The sequence below is a fragment of the Streptomyces odontotermitis genome (assembly GCF_050510915.1).
Taxonomy (GTDB): Bacteria; Actinomycetota; Actinomycetes; order Streptomycetales; family Streptomycetaceae; genus Streptomyces.
In genome coordinates this window covers 287,879-309,397 of the sequence record NZ_JBNJLS010000001.1, presented here as the reverse complement: position 1 = coordinate 309,397, position 21,519 = coordinate 287,879, and the positions used below count along the sequence as shown (strand labels likewise).

Below are 21,519 nucleotides of genomic sequence, written 5' to 3'. Positions count from 1 at the left end.
GAGAGGTGCGTCATGCTGCCGTCAGACACGTCCGGCCCGAGCCGCAGAGCCGTGGTCGCCACGGGCGCGCTAGCCGGGATCGGCGCTGCCGTAGGGGGGTTCGCCCCCGGCGCGTCCGCCGCGTCCGCCGCGCCCGCGCAGCCCGCGGCCGCCGAGGGCGAGGTCACGCTCCGCTCCGCGCACCTGGACGTCCGCGTCGACACCGCGTTCCCGCGCATCGTCTCCTACACCGACCGCGCCTCCGGCGCCGTCCTGCACGCACAGCCCGAGCCCGTCACCGGCGTCCTCATCGACGAGAAGCCGCACACCCCGAAGGTCACCGCCGCCCCGGGCGCCGACCGGATCGCGTACACCCTCGCCTTCGACGGCGGCACCACCATCGACGTCGAGATCAGGGCCGAGGGCCACCAGGTCGACTGGCGCGTGACCAGGATCAGTGACACCGGAGCGCTGCGCGTCGGCACCCTGCGCATCCCCGGCCTGGCGCTGCTCTCCGTCCACAGCGACCAGCCCGGCGCCCACCTGCTCGCCGCCAAGATCCAGCTGGACAAGGCCAAGAGCGGCGACACCCTCGTCACCGTCAAGGCCGACACCCCCGCCGAGAAGGCCACCGGCTGCGCCTACGCCGTCGTCGCCCACGACGCGCTCGGCGGCGCCGTCGAGACCAACACCGTCTACGACAAGCCCGATTCGGCCGCCGGGACGACCTGGGAGAACGGCCGCCTGTGGCGCGAGACGGTGACCGAGAACGGCAAGGTCGCCGCCAGGCTCACCCCCGGGCAGTGGACGCACCGCGCCGCCACGTCCCCCGTCGACACCACCGAGCCCCTCCCGTACGCCACCGTCGTCATCACCGGCGACCGCAACGGCGACGGCAAGGTCGACTGGCAGGACGCCGCGATCGCCTTCCGCGACATCATGGTGATGCCGCTCGGCGCCGACGAGCAGCACCTGCGCGTCGTCCCGCACATCGCGTACAACTTCGCCTCACAGGCCACCAACCCGTTCCTCGCGACCCTCGACAACGTCAAGCGCGTCCACCTCGCCACCGACGGCCTGCGCCAGTTCACGCTCCTCAAGGGCTACCAGTCCGAGGGCCACGACTCCGCCCACCCCGACTACGCGGGCAACTACAACACGCGCGCGGGCGGCCTTGACGACCTCAACTCCCTGGTGCGCGCGGGCAAGAAGTGGAACAGCGACTTCGCCGTGCACGTCAACGCCACCGAGTCCTACCCGGTCGCGCACGCCTTCTCCGAGACCCTCGTCGACAAGACCAACAAGCAGTGGGACTGGCTCGACCAGAGCTACCGCATCGACGCGCGCCGCGACCTCGTCTCCGGCGACATCATCAAGCGCTTCGCCGACCTGCGCCGCGAGGCCGACCCGGGCCTCAACTCCCTCTACATCGACGTGTTCCGCGAGTCCGGCTGGAACTCCGACCGGCTCCAGCGGGCGCTGCGCGAGCAGGGCTGGACCGTCGACAGCGAGTGGGGCCACGGCCTGGAGCGCTCCTCCCTGTGGTCGCACTGGGCCACCGAGACCGACTACGGGCCCGACACCTCGCGCGGCATCAACTCCCGCCTGATCCGCTTCATCCGCAACCACCACAAGGACGTCTTCGCCGACAAGTGGCCCACCCTCCTCGGCATCCCGCGCCTCGGCACCTTCGAGGGCTGGCAGGGCAAGACCGACTGGGCGCCCTTCTACCAGCTGATCTGGACCCACTCGCTGCCCGCCAAGTACCTCCAGGCGTACCCGATCAAGACGTGGGCCGAGCACGAGATCACCTTCTTCGGACCCACGAAGACGGCGGTCTCCGACGCGGACGGCGGCACCCGCCGCATCACCACGGACGGCCGACTGGTCTACGACGGCGGGACCTACCTCCTCCCCTGGGAGCCCCGCAAGGCCACCGACCCGGCCAAGCTGTACCACTACAACCCCCAGGGCGGCACGGGCAGTTGGCGCCTCCCGCGCGGCTGGTCCCACGCCCGCAAGGTCTCCGTCTACCGCCTCACCGACCAGGGCCGCGTCTTCGAGGCCGACGTCCCCGTACGCGGCGGCAAGATCACTCTCACGGCCAAGGCCGAACAGCCGTACGTGATCTACCGGCGGCGCGCGGGCGCGGTCCGCGACGCGGACTGGGGCGAGGGCACCCCGCTGCGCGACCCCGGCTTCCACTCCGGCACCCTCGACGGCTGGCGCGTCACGGGCCCGGCGGCCGTGCGGCGCAGCGAACTCGGCGACTACGAGCTGGTGATCGGCGCCGGAGCGGCCGCGTCGGCCGGCCAGCGTCTCACCCGCCTGAAGGCCGGGGCATACGTGGCGTCGGTCCAGGTCGAGGTGGGCGAGAAGGCGGGCGAGAAGCGCCGGGCCGCCCTGGAGGTCCGCACCGCCGACGGCGTCACCGCCACCAACTGGATGACCACGTCCACCGCCGTCAACTACATCGCGGGCGACCGCAAGCACGGCACCCGCTTCCAGCGCCTGTTCACGCCGTTCACGGTGCCCGAGGGCGGGGGAGCGGTGGAGCTGGCGCTGCGGGCGGAGAAGGGGGCGGCGCGGATCCGCTTCGACAACGTCCGCGTCGCGGCGGCCACGGGGAGCCCCGCGGCGCTCGCCGAAGACACCCTCGTACAGGAGGACTTCGAGCACGTGCCGCAAGGGTGGGGGCCCTTCGTGAAGGGCGACGCGGGCGACGCCAACGACCCGCGCACACACATCGCGCAGCGGCACGCACCCTTCACCCAGCGGGGCTGGAACGGCAAGGCCGTCGACGACGTCATCGACGGCAGCCAGTCCCTGAAGTCCCGCGGCGAGAACAAGGGCCTCGTCTACCGGACGGTGCCGCACACGGTCCGCTTCGAGGCGGGCAAGCGGTACCGGGTCTCGTTCCGCTACGAGAACGAGAAGGCGGACCAGTACGCGTGGGTGACGGCGGTCGACGAGCCCGCCGCCCGGGAACTCACCCGCGAGGCCCTGCCGGCCGCCACCGAACCCACCACGCTCACCTACGAGTTCACGGCGCCGGAGAAGGGCGCGGCGTGGGTGGGCCTGCGGAAGGTGGGGGACGACGGGGTGGCGGAGTTCGTGCTGGACGGGTTCGTGGTGCGGGAGGTGTGAGGGGACGATCGCCGGACGGGCTGGATCATCCGGCCCGTCCGGCGATCGAGGGCGAGGTGCTCGCCTCAGCTCAACTCCACCCGCGCCTCACTCCCCGCCCCCTCCAACTCCAGCACCCACACCTCGTTGCCTCCCTCCCGCACCACAGGACCGGGAACGTACAGAGACCCCTGCGGCCCGGCAGACCAGTACCGCCCCACACAGAACCCGTTCACCCACACGAACCCCCGCACGAACCCCGGCAGTTCAAGCGCCGCGTCACCCGCCCCCCGCACCACCACCTCACCTCGGTACAGACCGGGGAGCCCCGCGCCCCCCTCCCGCGCGGGCACCCCCCGAACCGCCCCCGCGTCCTCGAACGCGTCAAGCCGCAGCCCCCGCGCCCGCACCCCGTGCAAGTACTGCCGCTCATGCAGCACCCCGCCCGCGATCCCCTTCGACTCCCCGGTCCGGGGCCCGTAGTTCACCCGCCCCAGCGACTCCACCCACAGCTCCACGCGCGCATGCCCGGCGACGGGCTCGGCCAGAACAGGGTCCTCCTCCGTGAGAACCCCCGCCCGCGCCCCGTCCACATACGCCACGGCCCGGTCCCGCAGCCCCCGCACGCTCAGCGGGTACGGGCGGCGCGGCCCGGGAACGGTCAGCGCGTAGCGCACCACGCCCCGGTCCACGCCGAGCTCCTCGAACGTCGGCGGCACCGCGTGCTCCGACTCCGGGGCGCCGAGCGCCTCCAGGACCACGTCGAGCGGCGCCCAGTCGGACAGAGCCGCGCTCGCGGGGGAGGAGAGGCGCGGCGGGGCGGCGGGGACCTCAGGCAGCGGGCTGTCCGCGTACTGCGCGAGGACCTCCCGGAACAGCCAGAACTTCTCCGTGGGGCGCCCGAACTCGTCGACGGGCGCCCCGTAGTCGTACGACGTGACGTCCGGAAGCAGCGCCCCCTCGTGCAGCTCCCCGGCCCGGTTCGCGCCCGCCCACCCGGCGAAGTTGGTGCCGCCGTGCGCCATGTACAGGTTCACCGACGCACCGCACTCCAGGATCTCGCGCAGCGCCTCCGCGGCGTCCCCGGAATCGCGGACGACGTGCTCCGCGCCCCAGTGGTCGAACCAGCCGCACCAGAACTCCATGCACATCAGCGGACCCTTGGGGCGGTGCCTGCGCAGCGTCTCGAAGCCCGCACGGGCCTGCGAGCCGAAGTTCGCCGTCGCCAGGACACCGGGGACGCTGCCGCCCGTCAGCATGTGGTCCTCGGGCCCGTCCGAGGTGAACAGCGGGACGCTCACGCCGTGTTCGCGAAGCAGGTCCGTGAGCGCCCGCAGGTACCGCTGGTCGGAGCCGTAGCTGCCGTACTCGTTCTCGACCTGCACCATCAGGACCGGGCCGCCCTGGTCGCACTGGCGCTCCACGATCACCGGGAGCAGCCGCGCGAACCAGCGCTCCACGTGCGCCAGATACTCCGCGTCACGGGTGCGCGCGCGGGCCCCGACCGCGGCCGTCAGCCAGTACGGCAGGCCACCGTTGTCCCACTCGGCGCAGATGTACGGACCCGGCCGGACGATCGCCCACAGACCCGCCTCGTGCGCGGCGTCCAGGAAGCGGCCGAGCGCCTCCACGTCCCGGAAGTCACCCGGGTGCGGCTCGTGCACATTCCACGGGACGTACGTCTCCACGCAGTTGAGGCCGAGCGCACGCAGCATCGCAAGACGGTGCCCCCACTGCCCCTCGTGCACCCGGAAGTAGTGCAGCGCCCCGGACAGCAGCCGCACCGGCCGCCCGTCCAGCTCGAAATCGTCCTCGCCCACCCGGAACTCGGCCATGCGGCCCCTCTCCCTCTCACCCACGCGAACTGCTCGCCCACGATCACCTCTGGCGGGCGGCGGGGTCCATGGACAAAGATCGAGCCGGGTTGGACGCAGCAGCCACAAGAACCGAACGGACCGGCAGGAAAGGGGCAACCGCGGATGTACCACACCTGGATGCGCTACTTCACGCCGAGCCCGGCCCACCACCGCCTCGGCCTGGTGTGCCTCGGCGTCGGCATGCAGCACGGCGCGCTGCCCACCGTCGGCCCGCGCTCCCTCGACCACCACGTCGCCATCGTCATCAGCGCGGGCAGCGGCTGGTTCCGCACCGCCGACGGCCGCCGCCGCACCGTCACGGCACCCGCCCTCATCTGGATCGCCCCCGACGTCCCGCACCACTACGGCGCCGACCCCGACACCGGCTGGGACGAGTACTTCGTCGACTTCACCGGGCCCGCCACCGCCACCTACACCGAACTCGGCTACATCGAGCCCGAGCGGCCCATCGTGCCGCTCTCCGACTCCTCCGCCGCCCGCGCCGTCGTCGCCCGCATCGCCCGCGCCGCCCGCCGCGGCAACCCCCTCCTCGAAGTCGAGACCAGCGCCGCCGTCCACGAACTCCTCGTCGCGCTGCGCCGCGCCCGCGCCGACATCGCCCCCGACGGCGACCCCGTCCTCCAGGCCCTCGCCCGCGACGCGTTCAAGCCGCTCTCCGTCGCCGAACACGCCGCCCGGCACGGCATGACACCCGCCGAACTCCGCACCGCCGTCCGCCGCGGCGCGGGCTGCAGCCCCAAGGACTACCTGCTCGGCATCCGCCTCGGCCGCGCCAAGGAACTCCTCGCCGCCACCGAGCTGCCCGTCGCCGCCGTCGCCCGCCGCGTCGGCTACGACGATCCCGCCTACTTCTCCCGCCTCTTCACCCGCCGCGTCGGCACCGCACCCGTCCGCTTCCGCGAACAGCAGGGCCGCGCCGTGCCCGGCGGCTGGTCCCAGCAGATACCCGACCCCGACCATCCGCCGATGCTCAGATCCGGCCCCGCCGAGCCCGCACCCGACGGCACACCCCACCCCGCCACGTAGGCTCGGACCCCATGACCACCAGCAGCGCCCCCGCCCCCGACGGAGCCACCGACGACGCCGTCCAGGCCGAGCTCAACCGGCTCCGCGCCAGCATCGACAACATCGACGCGGCCGTCGTCCACATGCTCGCCGAACGCTTCAAGTGCACCCAGCGCGTCGGCCACCTCAAGGCCGAACACCAGCTGCCCCCGGCCGACCCCGCCCGCGAGGCCCGCCAGATCGCCCGCCTGCGCACCCTCGCCGAAAGCGCCCGGCTCGACCCCGCCTTCGCGGAGAAGTTCCTCACCTTCATCATCGCGGAGGTCATCCGCCACCACGAGCAGATCGCCGACGGGGTCTGAGCAGCGGGGACCGCCAGGAAAGCCGAGCCAGGGCCGCCACCCCCTCCACCCGGGCGGGGCCACCCCCTCCACCCGCCCCACCGCATCGGGCAGCATGTCCCCATGCCCGTACTGACGCGCGACGAAGCGCAGACCCGAGCCCAGCTCCTCACCGTCCAGCGGTACGCGATCGACCTCGATCTCACCACCGGTGACGAGACCTTCGACTCCCGCACCGTCATCCACTTCACGACCCTGACGGACACCGCGGACGGGGCCACCTTCGTCGAGCTCAAGCCGGGCGAGCTGCACTCCGTCACCCTCGACGGGCAGCCCCTCGACCCCACCACCCTCACCGACAACCGGCTCCCGCTCACCGCCCTCACCCGCGGCGAGCACGAGCTGCGCGTCGACGCCGCCATGCGCTACTCCCGCACCGGCGAGGGCATGCACCGCTTCACCGACCCCAGCGACGGCGAGACCTACGTCTACACCCAGCTGTTCATGGAAGACGTCCAGCGCGTCTTCGCCGCCTTCGACCAGCCCGACCTGAAGGCCCGCTTCGACCTCACCGTCACCGCCCCCGACGGCTGGACCGTCCTCGCCAACAGCGTCACCGAACACCTGGGAGAAGGCACCTGGCGGGCCGCCACCACCCCGCTCATCTCCACCTACCTCGTCGCCGTCGCCGCCGGGCCCTACCACTCCGTGCGCACCGAACACCGCGGCCTGCCCTTCGGCCTCCACTGCCGCCGCTCCCTCGCCCCCCACCTCGACGCCGACGCCGAGGAGATCCTCGACGTCACCCGCGCCTGCTTCGACCGCTACCACGAGAAGTTCGAGGAGCCCTACCCCTTCGACTCCTACGACCAGGCATTCGTCCCCGAGTTCAACGCCGGCGCCATGGAGAACCCCGGACTCGTCACCTTCCGCGACGAATTCATCTACCGCTCCGCCGTCACCGACACCGAACGCCAGACCCGCGCCATGGTCATCGCCCACGAGATGGCCCACATGTGGTTCGGCGACCTCGTCACCCTCACCTGGTGGGACGACATCTGGCTCAACGAGTCCTTCGCCGAGTACATGGGCTACCAGACCACCGCCGAAGCCACCCTTCCCCAAGCTCTCAACTCCGTTCGAGCAGGGGATACCCCATCCACCGACCCCTGGACCGACTTCGCCATCTCCCGCAAGTCCTGGGGCTACGACGCCGACCAGCGCCCCTCCACCCACCCCGTCGCCCCCGACCCGGACGCCGTCCCCGACACCGCGTCCGCCATGCTCAACTTCGACGGCATCTCCTACGCCAAGGGCGCCTCCGCACTCCGCCAACTCGTCGCCTGGCTCGGCGAGAAGGACTTCCTCGCGGGCATCAACACCCACTTCGCCCGCCACAAATTCGCCAACGCCACCCTCGCCGACTTCATCGACAGCCTCGCCACCGCCACCGACCGCGACGTGCACGCCTGGGCCGACGCCTGGCTGCGCACCACCGGCGTCGACACCCTCACCCCGCGCATCACCACCACCGGCCGCGACTGGACCCTCGACATCCACCGCGACGGCAGCCGCCCCCACCGCATCGCCGTCGGCGCCTACGACCACGACCTCGGCGAACCCGGCACCCTCGTCCTGCGCGAACGCTTCGACGTCGACGTACCCGCCGCCACCCCCACCCCGAACCCCCGCGGCGGCACCCGCCCCGCCCTGCTCGTCCCCAACGACCAGGACCTCACCTACGCCAAGATCCGCCTCGACCCCACCTCCGCCGAGACGGCCCTCGCCTCCCTGTCCGCCGTCCCCGACGCCCTCACCCGCGCCGTCCTGTGGAACAGCCTGCGCGACCTCGTCCGCGACGGCGAACTCGACGCCACCACCTACCTCCAGGCCGCCCGCACCCACCTGCCCGAAGAACGCGACCTCGCCGTCGTCCAGGGCGTCCTCGCCTTCGCCGTCGGCCAGGTCGCCGACCGCTACCTCGCCCCCGCACAGCGGCCCACCGCCCTCACCACCCTCACCGAACTCTGCCGCGACCTGATCCGCCGCACCGAGGACGGCTCCCACCCCGGACTGCGCCTCACCGCCGTCCGCGGCTTCATCGACGCCACCCCCCGCCCCGACGAGCTGCACTCCTGGCTCACCGAGGGCAGCGTCCCCGGCGGCCCCGCCCTCGACCCCGAACTGCGCTGGCGCGCCCTCCACCGCCTCGCCGTGATCGGCGCCGCCGACGCCGCCGCCATCACCGCCGAACTCGACCGCGACCCCAGCGCCACCGGCCAGGAAGGCGCCGCCCGCTGCCGCGCCGCCCTGCCCGACCCCGACGCCAAACGCGCCGCCTGGGACGCCCTGTTCGCCGCCGGCGACGGCACCGAACTGTCCAACTACCTGTTCGCCGCCACCGCCCAGGGCTTCTGGCAGCCCGAACAGACCGATCTCGTACGGGAGTACGTCCCCCGCTACTTCCAGGACGCCCCCGCGCTCGCCGCCCGCCGCGGCCCCGCCATCGCCGACGCCGCCGGACGCTACGCCTTCCCCGTCAACGCCGTCGACGCCGACACCCTCACCCTCGGCGAGACCTGCCTGCGCGAAGCCGACCCCATCCCCGCCCTCCGCCGCAAACTCGTCGACCAACTCGACGACCTGGCACGGGCATTGAGGGTCCGACAGGGCGGCAAGTCGTAGGTCCGCAGACCTACGCACACCCGGTCCAACCGACGATCCGCACCCCCCGCAGCCCGGCCTAGGCTCACCACGAGCCGGGGCCGGGCCCGGCCGGACCAGAAGGAGACACCCTGTGATCGTCGTGACCGGAGCCACCGGAAACGTGGGCCGCGCCCTCGTCACCCAGCTCACCGACAACGGCACCCCCGTCCGCGCCCTCACCCGCGACCCCGACCGCGCCCGCCTCCCCGCGGCCGCCGACGTGGCCCGCCTCGACCACACCAGCCCCGACACCTACCCCGCCCTGTTCGACGGCGCCGACGCCCTCTTCCTGCACCGCTCCGCCCTCGGCGACAACGGCACCGAACTCCTCGCCGCCGCCCGCAAGAACGGCATACGCCGCATCGTCGTCCTCTCCTCGCTCATCGTCACCGAGGACGCCGACGACACCCAGCGCGCCCACCCCATCTACGTCGAACACGAGAAGCTCGAACAGCTCGTCCGCGACACCGGCCTCGACTGGACCTTCCTGCGCCCCGGCTTCTTCGCCACCAACACCTTCCAGTGGGCGCCCCAGATCCGTACCGGCGACACCGTGCGCGACCCCTTCGCCGACTTCGCCGCCGCCCCCGTCCACGAAGCGGACATCGCCGCCGTCGCCGCCCGCGCCCTCCTCGACGACGGCCATGCGGGCCGCGCCCACCGCCTCACCGGACCCGAGGCGGTCACCAGCCGCGACATGGTCGCCGCCATCGGCCGCGCACTCGGCCGCGACCTCACCTTCACCGAGATCCCCCGCGAGGACGTCGGCCCGGACCTCTACCCGCACATCCCGCCGCAGATGCTCCCCGCCCTCCTCGACTCCTTCGCCGAGAGCGTCGGCACCGAACCCGAGATCACCACCACCGTCGCCACCGTCACCGGCGCCCCCGCCCGCACCTTCCAGCAGTGGGCCCACGACCACCGGGACGACTTCAGCGCCTGAGAGGCAGGGGGACAGAGGGACGGGCGGGGCCGGGGCGAGGGGGACGGGGCGAGAGAGAGGCAGCCGCGCACGATAACCCAACGTCCTTTCCCCGCACGGCAGTACCACTCTTTCGGGTCGGATCGCCCCACACGCCGGGCGATCCGACCCCCGCGCCGTACAGGCTGGTGCCCCTGACCGCGCGCACCAAAGGAACACCCCCATGAGCACCCCTCCGCCCCTCGCCGGAGGAACCCGAGGCCCCCACCACCTCCGGCCCCTGCTCGACGCCGTCCTCGACGCCCTCACCGAAGGAGCCGCCGACCGCGGCGGCCCCCTCCCCAGCGGCGGACCCGACACCGTCGCCGCCCGCGTCCGCGAGGCCACCGGCGACCTGCTGCCCGCCCACGGCACCGGCGCCGACACCGCCCTGCGCACCCTCGTCACCGCCCTCGCCGCAGGCGCCGCCGACCCCGCCGACCCGCTGTGCGCCGCCCACCTGCACTGCCCGCCCCTCGCCGTCGCCACCGCAGCCGACCTCGCCGCCAGCGCCCTCAACCCCTCCCTCGACTCCTGGGACCAGGCACCCGCCGCCACCGCCCTCGAAGCCCTCGTCACCCGCGCACTCGCCGCCGAACTCCACCCCGCAGGCCCAGAAGGCCCCGAAGGCGACGCCCTCATCACCACCGGCGGCACCGAGTCCAACCAGCTCGCCCTCCTCACCGCCCGCGAACGCGACCCCCACCACGGCCCGCTGCGCGTCCTCGTCGGCGCCAACGCCCACCACTCCCTGACCCGCGCCGCCTGGCTCCTCGGCCTGCCCGAACCCGTCACCGTCCCCGCCCCCGCCGGCATCCTCGACCCCGCCGCCCTCGACGAGGCCCTCACCGAACTCCCGTCCGCCCCCGGCACCGTCCTCGTCACCGCCACCGCAGGCACCACCGACGCCGGACTCATCGACCCCCTCGACGACATCGCCGGGATCTGCGCCACCCACGGCGCCCGCCTCCACGTCGACGCCGCATACGGCGGCGCCCTCCTCTTCAGCGACCGCCGCCGCCACCTCCTCACCGGCATCGAACACGCCGACACCGTCGCCCTCGACCTCCACAAACTCGGCTGGCAGCCCGCCGCCGCCGGACTCTTCACCGTCCGCGACCCCGCGGACCTCGACGCCCTCAGCCACCGCGCCGACTACCTCAACGCCGACGACGACACCGAAGCCGGACTGCCCGACCTCCTCGGCCGCTCCCTGCGCACCACCCGCCGCCCCGACGTACTGAAGATCGCCGTCACCCTCAAGGCCCTCGGCCGCGACGGACTCGGCGCCCTCGTCGACCAGGTCTGCGACCAGGCGAGCCACCTCGCCGCCGCCCTCGACGCCCACCCCGGCTTCGAGCTCTACGACCAACCCACCCTCAGCACCGTCCTGTTCCGGCCCGCCCACGCCGACGACCAGCACATCGCCGACGTACGCCGCCGGCTCCTCACCGAAGGCCACGCCGTGCTCGGCCGCGCCCAGGCCGACGGCCGCCGCTGGCTCAAGGCCACCCTCCTCAACCCGCACACCACCCCCGCCGACCTCGCGCACCTGCTGAAACTCGTGGAAGGAACCACCGTCCGATGACCGCCCCCCAGCAGCCGCCCACCACCCCCGAAGACCCCCGCGACCTGGTCGGCATCGGCATCGGCCCGTTCAACCTCTCCCTGGCCGCCCTCGCCCAGCCCGTCGAAGAACTCGACGCCGCCTTCTACGAACAGCGCCCCGGCTTCCACTGGCACCCCGGCCTCCTCATCGACGGCGCCACCCTCCAAGTCCCCTTCCTCGCCGACCTCGTGACCCTCGCCGACCCCGCGAGCCCCTGGTCCTTCCTCAACTACCTCAAGAACCGCGACCGCCTCTTCCCCTTCTACTTCGCCGAGCGCTTCCACATCCAGCGCGCCGAGTACGACGCCTACTGCCGCTGGACCAGCGAACACCTCCCCGGCCTCCACTTCGGCCACCAGGTCGACGCCGTCCGCTGGAACCCCGAACGCTCCATCTTCGAAGTCGACTTCACCCAACTCGACACCGACGGCGAAGCCGAAGCCCTCGGCCGCACCTACACCAAGAACGTCGCCCTCGGCATCGGCACCGCCCCCCACATCCCCGAACCCCTCAAGCCCCTCGCCGAAGCCCCCGCCGTCCCCGTCATCCACGCGGCCGACTACCTCCTGCACCGCGACCGCCTCCTCGCCGCCGACCACATCACCGTCATCGGCTCAGGACAGTCCGGCGCCGAAGTCTTCCTCGACCTCCTCAAGCACCGCCCCGCCGGCGCCGAGAAGATCCACTGGCTCGCCCGCACCGAAGCGTTCGCCCCCATGGAGTACTCCAAGCTCGGCCTCGAACACTTCACCCCCGACTACACCCGCTACTTCCACGCCCTGCCCGAGACGGCACGCGACCAACTCGTGCCCCAGCAATGGCAGTTGCACAAAGGCATCGACGCCGACACCATCGCCGCCATCCACGACGAGCTCTACCGCCGCACCCTCGACGGCGGCTGGCCCGACGCCACCCTCACCCCCGGCGTCTCCGTCCGCACCGCGGGCCGCGTCGCCACCACCCGCGTCGAACTCCACCTCGAACACCTCCAGCAGGGCACCCGCTCCCGCCTCACCACCGACGCCGTCATCCTCGCCACCGGCTACCGCGAACGCCCCCTCGACCAGATGCTCGCCGGACTCGACCCCTACATCCGCAAGGACTCCGCGGGCCGCCCCCGCATCGACGAACAGTTCCGCCTCGTCCTCGACCCCTCCGTGACCGGCAACGTCTACGTACAGAACGCCGAACGCCACACCCACGGAGTCGGCGCCCCCGACCTCGGCCTCGCCGCCTGGCGCAGCGCCACCATCCTCAACTCCCTCACCGGCAAAGAGACCTACCGGCTGCCGCAGCGCACCGCCTTCACCAGCTTCGGCCTCCAGCGCCCCGAAGGACGCCCCGCTGCCACCATCGGCGCACAGCGCGGCACCCTCGTCCCCCTCAAGAGCTGAACCCCAGCGCACCGACCGGCGCCACGGCCCGCCGCGACCGCGGACACGACCACACGGCCACGCCCCGCACCACCCCCGCATCCAACGGATGCGAATCCGGATGGTCGGGGCACTCCGGCCACACCGCCGGCTTCAACTGCGCCGCGAGCGCCTCCACGGCCCAGTCCTTCACCTGCTCCGCGAGCACCACGACCTGCTCGACCGTACTCGCGAACTCCGGCACCGAGACCCCCGTCCCACTGCCGTCCGCCTCGTACAGCACCACCCAGTCCTCGCCGTTCAGACGCTCCTCATGGACGATCGGCTGCACGGCACACGTCGCCCGCAGATCACGGGAGACCACCTCAAGGGCCACGGCAAGATCACGGTTCATACGGAAACGCTAGAACAATGCCGCGGCCCCCGGCAGACCCCCCGGCGTCAAAACACCGGCACACCGACGCACCGGCGCTAGAACACCGGCGTACCGTCCCGCGTCAACTTCCAGTCCACCGAGGCGAACTGACCCGGATCCACCGTCTTCTTCGCCTTCACCCAGCCGATGATGGTGTTCCGGATCTCATCCGAGTTCGCCCACAACTGCTTCGCCCCCGGCACATGCGGGAAGTTCCCGCCGCCACTCGCCCGGTAGTTGTTCACCGCGAACACGAACTGCGCCTTCGGATCCAGGTCCTTCCCCCCGAACTGAAGCTTCGCGATCCGCGACCCCACCGGCTTCGCGATGTCGATCTCATACGTCACACCGAACACCGCGTCGTAGTTGTAGTCCGGAATGTTCTCCGCGTTCGTCAGCTTCGCCGGATCCACCGGACCACCCGCCGCCGTCTGCACGTAATACCGCGCCGAATACTCCAAGTAGTCCTTCAACTGCGCACCCGTGATGAGCCGCGCCTCCAGCGTGTTCTCGAACGGATACAGACCCGCCGCATCCCGGATCGTCACGTCCCCCGCCGGAATCTGCGCCGTCCGCGAGAAACACGAAGCCTGCGACAGCACCGGCAGCTTCCCGTACTCCCCGTCCTTCAGCGCCGCCTGCACCGTCTCCTTCTGCACCAGATTGATCAGATCGATGATCGCGACATCCTTGTACGGGCCCTCGGCCGTACTCATCGCCGCCTTCGACGACCCGATGACCTGGTTGACATACGCGACGACCTTCTTGTGCTCATCACCGAGCAGCCGCGCGATCGCCCGATCCTCCACCGCCGTATTGGAGTTGAGGACCTTCGCCCCCACCCTCTCCACGACCCAACGGCCCTTCTCCCACACCAGATCGAAGTCGAACAGCGTCAGTCGCTGCCCCCACTTCAACGGCTCCGAGAGCACGACCTTCTTCCCCGTCTCCTTGTTGGTGACGAAGTACTCGGGAATCTCCGTGTGCGCATGCCCCACCAGAATCGCGTCGATCCCCGGCACCTGCTCGGCAACCAGCCCCGCCGCATTCTCGATGTACGGCAGCTGATCCCCGTACGACGACGTGCCGCTCGACCCCGAATGCGCCGACACGATGACGACATCCGCACCCATCGACCGCAGCTTCGGCACCCACTTCGCCGCCTGCTCCTCAAGACCCGGGAACGTCATCTTCCCCTGCACGTTCACCTTGTCCCAGATCGCGATCCCCGGATTCGTCAGCCCCAGAACCGCCACCCGCACATCACGCCCGTGCGGCGTCCGCACCCGCTTCATCACATACGGCGGGAAAGCGGGCTTCTGCGTCTTCGCATCCAGCGCGTTCGCCCCGAGCAGCGGAAAGTCGCACTGCTCCTCGAACTTCCGCAGCACCGGAATCCCATAGTTGAACTCATGGTTCCCGAGCGCCGCCGCGTCATAGCCGATCCGGTTCATGGCCTGCGCCATGGGATGCACCGGACCGTGCTCCGCCGTGATCGGGTCGACCTTCGCGTAGTAGTACGACAGCTGAGTGCCCTGGATCGTGTCACCCGCGTCGATGAGAAGAGTGTTCCGCCGCCCCTTCTCCTCACGGACCTCCTTCACGAGCGTCGAGATCTTCGCAAGCCCCACATCGTTGTGGTCCTTGTCGTCGAACTCCTTGTCCGTGAAGTAGTCCCAGTTGAAGACGTTGCCGTGGAGGTCGGTGGTGCCCATGACGGTGAACGAGTAAGTCCGCCGCTTCCGGGCGGGCTTCCGGTCCTCCCTCGCCTCGGCGGCCGGCGCGGCGGCCACGCCCGTGAGGGCCGCACCCGCCCCCGTGGCGGCAGTGGTACCCAGAAAGGTCCGGCGGTTCAACGGCATCTCAGTACTCCTCGGTCGACCGATGTAACGCGCGTAGATTCTGTCCCCTCGCGTCACGCCGCAACAGACCCGGCAGGTTTCGAACCGATGACGGTCCGGTGCCCCCATGCCAGAGTGGCCGCATGGACGAGACCCCCACCCCCAACGCCCCCTACGGCACCCCTCAGGCCCCGCGCCTGGCGGTCCGCGGCGAAGCCCACCTCGAAGTCGACCCCGAACTCGCCCGCATCGGCGTCACCGTCAGCGCCCGCGGCAGCGACCGCCGCGAAGCCCTCAGCGACCTCTCCCGCCGCAACACCACCGCCCTCGACCTCATCAAGACCTACGGCGACGCCGTCGAGAAACTCGAGACCGGCGCCTTCTCCATCACCCCCGAACTCACCAAACGCGGCAAGGGCGAACGCATCCGCACCTACCACGGCCGCGTCCACATCACCGCCGAACTCACCGACTTCACCGCACTCGGCGAACTCACCACCCGCCTCGCCGACTTGGACCTCACCCGCGTCGACGGCCCCTGGTGGTCCCTGCGCCCCACCTCACCCGCCTACGCCGCCGCCCGCCGCCAGGCCGTACAGGAAGCCGTCCAACGCGCCCGCGAATACGCCCAGGCCATCGGCGCCGACCTCGCCGCCCTCCTCGAACTCGCCGACATCGGAGCCGAAGGCCCCGCCCCCTTCAACGGCTACGGCGGCGCACCCCGCGCCATGAGCCGCGCCGCCTACGCCGGAGCCGCCGACACCGAAGCCGCCCCCCTCGACCTCGAACCCGAACGCCAGCACGTCTACGCCAACGTGAACGCCCGCTTCACGATGACACCCCCGACCCTGTGAACCGGACCCGGTGAACCGGACCCGCGAATCCGCCGAACTCGCTCATCTGCGCAGGGCCCCGCACACATTCAACACTTGTCAATACCCCTTCACGCAAAGGTTGTTGAGTAGTCATGCGCGACCAATTCTCTACCCACTGGTAGGGCCTAGGGTCGACGTATGCGCCGAGCGAAAATCGTCTGCACCCTGGGCCCCGCCACCGACTCGTACGACCAGATCAAGGCACTCGTCGAAGCCGGAATGGACGTGGCCCGCTTCAACCTCAGCCACGGCACCTACGCCGACCACGAGGAGCGCTACCAGCGCGTACGAAAGGCCGCCGAGGAGACCGGCCGCAGCGTCGGCATCCTCGCCGACCTTCAAGGCCCGAAGATCCGCCTCGGCCGCTTCAGCGAAGGCCCCGTACTTCTCGAACGGGGCGACGAGTTCACCATCACCGTCGAAGAAGGCATCGAAGGCGACCGCCAACGCTGCGGCACCACCTACTCCGGCCTCGCCGAAGACGTCACCACCGGCGAACGCATCCTCGTCGACGACGGCAAAGTCACCCTTGAAGTCACCGCCGTCGACGGCCCCCGCGTCACCACCAAAGTCGTCGAAGGCGGCATGGTCTCCGACCACAAGGGCCTCAACCTCCCCGGCGTCGCCGTCTCCGTCCCCGCACTCTCCGACAAGGACGAAGCAGACCTCCGCTGGGCCCTGCGCACAGGCTTCGACGTCATCGCCCTCTCCTTCGTCCGCAGCGGCCGCGACATCGAAGACGTCCACCGCATCATGGGCGAAGAGAACCGCACCCTCCCCGTCATCGCCAAGGTCGAAAAGCCCCAGGCCGTCGACAACATCGACGACATCGTCGCGGCATTCGACGGCATCATGGTGGCCCGCGGCGACCTCGGCGTCGAAATGCCCCTGGAACAAGTCCCCATCGTCCAGAAGCGAGCCATCAAACTCGCCAAGCGCAACGCCAAGCCCGTCATCGTCGCCACGCAAATGCTCGACTCGATGATCGACAACTCCCGCCCCACCAGGGCCGAGGCAAGCGACGTCGCCAACGCGGTCATCGACGGCACCGACGCGGTCATGCTCTCCGGCGAGACGAGCGTCGGAAAGTACCCCGTAGAAACGGTCCGCACGATGAGCCGCATCGTCGAAGCGGCGGAAGAAGACATCCTCGCCAAGGGCCTGCCACCCCTGACCGAACGCAACAAGCCCCGCACCCAAGGCGGCGCGGTCGCCCGAGCGGCAGCGGAAATGGGCGACTTCCTCGGCGCGAAATTCCTCGTCGCCTTCACCCAGTCCGGAGACACGGTCCGCCGCCTCTCCCGCTACCGCTCACCCATCCCGCTCCTCGCCTTCACCCCCGACGCGGCCACCCGCTCCCAACTCAACCTCACCTGGGGCGTCGAAACGTTCCTCGGCCCCCACGTCGAATCCACCGACGCCATGGTCGACCAGGTCGACGAGCAACTCCTGAAGATCGGCCGCTGCCAGAAAGGCGACGTAGTCGTCATCACGGCAGGCTCACCGCCCGGAGTACCCGGCTCGACGAACCTGGTACGGGTACACCACATCGGCGAGGACGACAGCCCCAAGTAGCCCCAATTCGCCGAAGAAATACGGGCGTTACGGGGTGACGATCGCAAAGTCCGGATCAGGCTTGTCGACGACGGCGAGAAGCTTCCCGAGCAGCGACACATCACCCTCGACCTCGATGTCACCAAGCCCCTTGCCGGCCAGCATCGACAGCAACTGCGGCTTGGTCATGGTGAGCGTCACCCCGGCGCCCGGATCGGCCTTCGCATCACTGCGATAGGTCAACACCCCATTGCGCAACGTGAGATGCCAGACCTTCCCCAGCTCAGGAAGACTCCAATCCATCCGCACGTCCACATCCCACGCCTTCGGCCCATCGATCCGAATGGCCACGGAATCAATGAGCTGATCCACGGACAGCGCCAACATCATGTCCGCACCGGTGACAGAGGTCGCGGCCCCCTCCACCCCATGCACCAGCTCCTGCGCACCCGTCAGATAGAAGTTCCGCCACACAGCGTTCTCCGCACCCTGCCCGAGCCGCGTATACACCTTGGCCAACTCACCCTTGGCTCGCCGGTATTCGGGATGGGCAAACACCACATGATTCAGCAAGGTCGCCGCGAACCGCAGATCCCCTTCCCGCACAAACTGCCGCGCCTTCGCGACGGTCGCCGAACGCCCACCCAACGCCTTCACATACCGCTTGGCCTCGGCGACAGGCGGATGCTCCCAGAGATGCGCGGGATTGGCGTCGAACCACCCCATGTACCGCTGATAGATCCCCTTCACGTTATGGCTGAGGGACCCGTAGTACCCGCGATTGGCCCACGCCTTGTCGAGGGCAGGCGGCAACTTCAGCTCTTCGGCGATCTCGCGTGACGTCCTCCCGACGTTGATGAGCCGCAGCGTCTGATCGTGAAGGTAGGCGTACAAGTCCCGCTGGGACTCCAGCAGTTCAACGATTTGATCGCTGCCCCAGGTTGGCCAGTGATGCCCGGCGAACGCCACATCCATCCGCCCCTCGAAGAGTGTCACCGCCTCATTGAGGTAATGCGACCACTGCCGGGCATCACGCACCTGCGCACCACGCAAGGTGATGAGGTTGTGCATGGTGTGCGTGGCGTTCTCGGCCAGACACAAGGCACGTAGATCCGGGAAGAGAAAGTTCATCTCGGCAGGAGCCTCGGTCCCCGGCGTCAGCTGAAACTCCATCGCGACACCGTCAATGGTCTCCCGCTGCCCGGTCTTGCTGACGCTCAGGGTGGGCGGAATCAACCCGATGGTCCCGAGCGAAACGGTCTGCCCGAGCCCACAACCCACCTGCCCCGCAGCCGACTTGGGGATCTGCGCCCCGTACATGTACCCGGACCGCCGCTGCATCGCCGTCCCCGCGTACACGTTCTCGGACACGGCGTGCTCCATGAACCCTTCGGGAGCGAGCACGGGAACGGCGTCCGCGCCGTCTCCCGGCCCGTCCGGGAGGACTCCACGACACCCGCCGAAGTGATCGACGTGCGGGTGGGTGTAGATGAGCCCGGTGACCTTGGTGCGACGGTGCTTGTTCCCTACGTGGTCGCGGTAGAGCTTGAGCGCGGCGGCGGCCGTCTCGGCGGAGATCAGCGGATCGATGACGATGATCCCGGTGTCCCCTTCAACGATGGTCATGTTCGACAGATCAAGTCCACGTACCTGATACACCCGGTCGGCGACCTTGTAGAGCCCCTGCTTGGCAACGAGCTTGCTCTGCCGCCACAGGCTGGCGTTGACGGTGTCGGGTGAGGGGCCCTTCAGGAACCCGTACGCGTCGGCGTCCCAGACGACGTTTCCCTTGGCGCCCTTCACCACACCGGGGGTGAGGGCGGCGATGAAGCCCTTGTCGGCGTTGGTGAAGTCGGTGCCGTCGTCCTTTCCAGGGCTGCCTTGGGCGAGCGCGGAGGCGGTCTCGGGGGTGAGGGTGATGGCCGCTGCCGCCGCACCCGTGGCGGCAGCGACGAAGCTGCGTCGGTTCATGGGGGTCATGGGGCCGATGTTTCGCAGGGGCGCCGGGGCGGGGCAAGGGCGCGACGCGAATTTGGGGAGAGTCCCAAGGGGGTGGGCGGGGGACGGTGACGTGTCCTATTGCGTGGGGGTGGGGGTCAGTGTTTGGGGCCTACGTGGAGGTCCATGAGGGCGACGGAGGCTTTGCGGGCGATGGAGATGTTGCGAGAGTTCGCCTGTTTCCAGGCGACGCCGACCTTGTCGAGGGTGTCGGTGAAGAGCTGGATGATGTCGCGCGACAGGTTGGTGAAGAAGTACCGGGGATACTCGTAGCGCTTGTGCTCACCCCGGACGAGGCGAGTCGTCCAGTTGGTGACGCGGCACCCATCGGAATGGATGAGCCCGCGAATGAACTCCCACGGGTGGGCGTCGACGATTTCCTGCTGCCAGGGTTCGAGAGCGATGGCGCGCTCGTGCTTTTTGCCGGGGCCGTGCTGGGGGAAGAGGCAGGGCCAGTGCTTGCTGAAGCAGGTGACGTTCTGGCAGCCCTGCCGCTGGACTCGGAACACCTTGTTGGCGGGGCGCACCGCTTGCACGGCTTCGACGCAGGCGTCGATGAGGCCGGGCCAGGCGTCGGCGCACGCGATCCGGAGGAAGTAGACGCCTCGGCGAGCGGAGCTGATGCAGCCGTCGCCGAGGTAGAGGCCCAGCAAGTACGCGTAGGCGACCTGGTCTTCGGGCTTCTCCGGAACGTCGCAGCACCTTGGGCAGGGTACGGCGCGGTTCAAGTCGAGTGGTTCGATGCGGGCCTGCCAGGCGCGGATGGCTGCTCTGGATATGCCGGTCTCTTTGCTGACGGAGTTCAGGCTGCGGCCTTGGGTGACCAGCGCCAGTGCGCGCTCGCGTGTGCCCATGTCGTACATATGGCAACTCTGAGCGACTGATCGTGGCCATGCGTAGCAAAGGGCGAATATTCACGCGAAGGTGAATGTCTACCTCCGCATCGATACCTTCGAATCGAAGGAAAAGTGCCCCAGGTGGGATTCGAACCCACACTGTCCGCTGTTTGAGAGCGGCCTCTCTAACCAGTTGGAGTACTGGGGCCTTAGAAAGGAAGGGGTTGCTTGACCCCTTGGCGCACCACCTTACCGCAGCTAGGTACGCTCTTGGGAGCTGTACCCCTGCCCTGATCAAGGAGCCACCCGTGACCGCCCCCGAGTCGCCCCAGCCCGAAGCCGTGCCCGACGACGACAAGTCGCACGTGCCCCCGCTGACGACCCGCGTCGTCATCGCCGAGGACGAGGCCCTCATCCGGCTCGACCTCAAAGAGATGCTGGAGGAAGAGGGCTACACGGTCGTGGGTGAGGCCGGCGACGGCGAGAAGGCCGTCGAGCTGGCCCGCGAGCACCAGCCGGACCTCGTGATCCTGGACGTGAAGATGCCCGTCCTCGACGGGATCTCGGCGGCGGAGAAGATCGCCGAGGAGTCGATCGCGCCCGTCCTGATGCTGACCGCCTTCTCGCAGCGCGATCTCGTCGAGCGGGCCCGTGACGCGGGCGCGATGGCGTACCTGGTGAAGCCCTTCAGTAAGAGCGACGTGGTCCCGGCCATCGAGATGGCGGTGTCCCGTTTCACGGAGCTGAAGACGCTGGAGAAGGAGGTCGCGGACCTCACGCAGCGCCTGGAGACGCGGAAGCTCGTCGATCGGGCCAAGTCGATCCTTCAGACTGAGTACGGGCTGACGGAGCCCGCCGCGTTCCGGTGGATCCAGAAGACGTCGATGGACCGTCGTCTGTCGATGCAGCAGGTCGCGGAGGCGGTCATCGAGGACTCCGAGGAGAAGAAGGCGTCGAAGGGCTAGGACCTCCGCCAAGAGACACAACAGACATACGAGGAGGGCGGCACCCCACCACGGGGGT

15 protein-coding genes and 1 tRNA gene are annotated in these 21,519 nt (G+C 70.0%); 10 read left to right on the top strand and 6 right to left on the bottom strand.

Annotation, left to right across the window (positions count from 1 at the left end; all coding sequences use genetic code 11):
- The first annotated feature begins 12 nt into the window (after positions 1–12).
- Positions 13–3,126 carry an endo-alpha-N-acetylgalactosaminidase family protein gene (locus ACQB60_RS01455; RefSeq protein WP_496923946.1) on the top strand — a complete coding sequence of 1,038 codons (3,114 nt, stop codon included), beginning with the start codon at positions 13–15 and terminating at the stop codon, positions 3,124–3,126.
- A gap of 65 nt (positions 3,127–3,191) precedes the next feature.
- Here the strand turns inward: ACQB60_RS01455 and ACQB60_RS01450 are convergent, their stop codons facing one another.
- Entirely contained in the window at positions 3,192–4,940 is a 1,749-nt protein-coding gene (locus ACQB60_RS01450; RefSeq protein WP_496923945.1) for a glycoside hydrolase family 35 protein, read from the bottom strand.
- A 144-nt stretch (positions 4,941–5,084) separates the two neighbouring features.
- Here ACQB60_RS01450 and ACQB60_RS01445 point away from each other — a divergent pair, with 144 nt between their 5' ends.
- From ACQB60_RS01445 to ACQB60_RS01420, 6 genes are all read left to right on the top strand, one after another.
- Positions 5,085–6,008 (top strand): helix-turn-helix domain-containing protein, encoded by a 924-nt coding sequence (locus ACQB60_RS01445; RefSeq protein ID WP_496923944.1) that lies wholly within the window; start codon positions 5,085–5,087, stop codon positions 6,006–6,008.
- Positions 6,009–6,019: 11 nt separating this feature from the next.
- Positions 6,020–6,349, top strand: a complete 330-nt coding sequence (locus ACQB60_RS01440) for a chorismate mutase (RefSeq protein WP_496923943.1) — start codon at positions 6,020–6,022, stop codon at positions 6,347–6,349.
- Between the two features lie 102 nt (positions 6,350–6,451).
- Positions 6,452–9,013 (top strand): aminopeptidase N, encoded by a 2,562-nt coding sequence (pepN, locus tag ACQB60_RS01435; RefSeq protein WP_496923942.1) that lies wholly within the window; start codon positions 6,452–6,454, stop codon positions 9,011–9,013.
- A gap of 112 nt (positions 9,014–9,125) precedes the next feature.
- Complete coding sequence (locus ACQB60_RS01430) at positions 9,126–9,977, top strand: SDR family oxidoreductase (protein ID WP_496923941.1); 852 nt, start codon at positions 9,126–9,128, stop codon at positions 9,975–9,977.
- Positions 9,978–10,179: 202 nt separating this feature from the next.
- Complete coding sequence (locus ACQB60_RS01425; protein ID WP_496923940.1) at positions 10,180–11,583, top strand: pyridoxal phosphate-dependent decarboxylase family protein; 1,404 nt, start codon at positions 10,180–10,182, stop codon at positions 11,581–11,583.
- Positions 11,580–12,998, top strand: a complete 1,419-nt coding sequence (locus ACQB60_RS01420) for a lysine N(6)-hydroxylase/L-ornithine N(5)-oxygenase family protein (RefSeq protein ID WP_496923939.1) — start codon at positions 11,580–11,582, stop codon at positions 12,996–12,998. Before ACQB60_RS01425 ends, ACQB60_RS01420 begins: the two co-directional genes overlap by 4 nt.
- On the opposite strand, the gene ACQB60_RS01415 is transcribed toward ACQB60_RS01420, so the two are convergent.
- Positions 12,988–13,371 carry a hypothetical protein gene (locus ACQB60_RS01415; RefSeq protein WP_496923938.1) on the bottom strand — a complete coding sequence of 128 codons (384 nt, stop codon included), beginning with the start codon at positions 13,369–13,371 and terminating at the stop codon, positions 12,988–12,990. The two genes, ACQB60_RS01420 and ACQB60_RS01415, sit on opposite strands and share 11 nt — an antisense overlap.
- 77 nt (positions 13,372–13,448) lie before the next feature.
- Positions 13,449–15,254 carry a bifunctional metallophosphatase/5'-nucleotidase gene (locus ACQB60_RS01410; protein ID WP_496924746.1) on the bottom strand — a complete coding sequence of 602 codons (1,806 nt, stop codon included), beginning with the start codon at positions 15,252–15,254 and terminating at the stop codon, positions 13,449–13,451.
- 122 nt (positions 15,255–15,376) lie between these two features.
- Between ACQB60_RS01410 and ACQB60_RS01405 the strand changes: the two genes are divergently transcribed.
- Together ACQB60_RS01405 and pyk are read left to right on the top strand one after the other, a co-directional pair.
- Positions 15,377–16,087 carry an SIMPL domain-containing protein gene (locus ACQB60_RS01405; RefSeq protein WP_496923937.1) on the top strand — a complete coding sequence of 237 codons (711 nt, stop codon included), beginning with the start codon at positions 15,377–15,379 and terminating at the stop codon, positions 16,085–16,087.
- A gap of 159 nt (positions 16,088–16,246) precedes the next feature.
- Complete coding sequence (gene pyk / locus ACQB60_RS01400) at positions 16,247–17,683, top strand: pyruvate kinase (protein ID WP_496923936.1); 1,437 nt, start codon at positions 16,247–16,249, stop codon at positions 17,681–17,683.
- A gap of 27 nt (positions 17,684–17,710) precedes the next feature.
- On the opposite strand, the gene ACQB60_RS01395 is transcribed toward pyk, so the two are convergent.
- The 3 genes from ACQB60_RS01395 to ACQB60_RS01385 form a co-directional block, all read right to left on the bottom strand.
- Entirely contained in the window at positions 17,711–19,642 is a 1,932-nt protein-coding gene (locus tag ACQB60_RS01395) for an alkyl/aryl-sulfatase (protein ID WP_496923935.1), read from the bottom strand.
- Between the two features lie 116 nt (positions 19,643–19,758).
- Positions 19,759–20,523 carry a transcriptional regulator gene (locus tag ACQB60_RS01390; RefSeq protein WP_496923934.1) on the bottom strand — a complete coding sequence of 255 codons (765 nt, stop codon included), beginning with the start codon at positions 20,521–20,523 and terminating at the stop codon, positions 19,759–19,761.
- A 106-nt stretch (positions 20,524–20,629) separates the two neighbouring features.
- Positions 20,630–20,704 (bottom strand) — tRNA-Leu (locus tag ACQB60_RS01385).
- Positions 20,705–20,804: 100 nt separating this feature from the next.
- Here ACQB60_RS01385 and ACQB60_RS01380 point away from each other — a divergent pair.
- Positions 20,805–21,461: an ANTAR domain-containing response regulator gene (locus tag ACQB60_RS01380; RefSeq protein ID WP_496923933.1), complete on the top strand. Its 657-nt coding sequence runs from the start codon at positions 20,805–20,807 to the stop codon at positions 21,459–21,461.
- Positions 21,462–21,519 lie beyond the last annotated feature (58 nt).

Excerpts from the sequence above, each read along its gene's own strand:
- ACQB60_RS01405 (WP_496923937.1), top strand. The coding sequence starts at position 15,377 with ATGGACGAGACCCCCACCCCCAACGCCCCCTACGGCACCCCTCAGGCC.
- pyk (WP_496923936.1), top strand. The coding sequence starts at position 16,247 with ATGCGCCGAGCGAAAATCGTCTGCACCCTGGGCCCCGCCACCGACTCG.
- pepN (WP_496923942.1), top strand. The coding sequence starts at position 6,452 with ATGCCCGTACTGACGCGCGACGAAGCGCAGACCCGAGCCCAGCTCCTC.
- ACQB60_RS01410 (WP_496924746.1), bottom strand. The coding sequence starts at position 15,254 with ATGCCGTTGAACCGCCGGACCTTTCTGGGTACCACTGCCGCCACGGGG.
- ACQB60_RS01395 (WP_496923935.1), bottom strand. The coding sequence starts at position 19,642 with ATGACCCCCATGAACCGACGCAGCTTCGTCGCTGCCGCCACGGGTGCG.
- ACQB60_RS01450 (WP_496923945.1), bottom strand. The coding sequence starts at position 4,940 with ATGGCCGAGTTCCGGGTGGGCGAGGACGATTTCGAGCTGGACGGGCGG.
- ACQB60_RS01455 (WP_496923946.1), top strand. The coding sequence starts at position 13 with ATGCTGCCGTCAGACACGTCCGGCCCGAGCCGCAGAGCCGTGGTCGCC.
- ACQB60_RS01425 (WP_496923940.1), top strand. The coding sequence starts at position 10,180 with ATGAGCACCCCTCCGCCCCTCGCCGGAGGAACCCGAGGCCCCCACCAC.
- ACQB60_RS01420 (WP_496923939.1), top strand. The coding sequence starts at position 11,580 with ATGACCGCCCCCCAGCAGCCGCCCACCACCCCCGAAGACCCCCGCGAC.
- ACQB60_RS01445 (WP_496923944.1), top strand. The coding sequence starts at position 5,085 with ATGTACCACACCTGGATGCGCTACTTCACGCCGAGCCCGGCCCACCAC.
- ACQB60_RS01440 (WP_496923943.1), top strand. The coding sequence starts at position 6,020 with ATGACCACCAGCAGCGCCCCCGCCCCCGACGGAGCCACCGACGACGCC.
- ACQB60_RS01415 (WP_496923938.1), bottom strand. The coding sequence starts at position 13,371 with ATGAACCGTGATCTTGCCGTGGCCCTTGAGGTGGTCTCCCGTGATCTG.
- ACQB60_RS01390 (WP_496923934.1), bottom strand. The coding sequence starts at position 20,523 with ATGTACGACATGGGCACACGCGAGCGCGCACTGGCGCTGGTCACCCAA.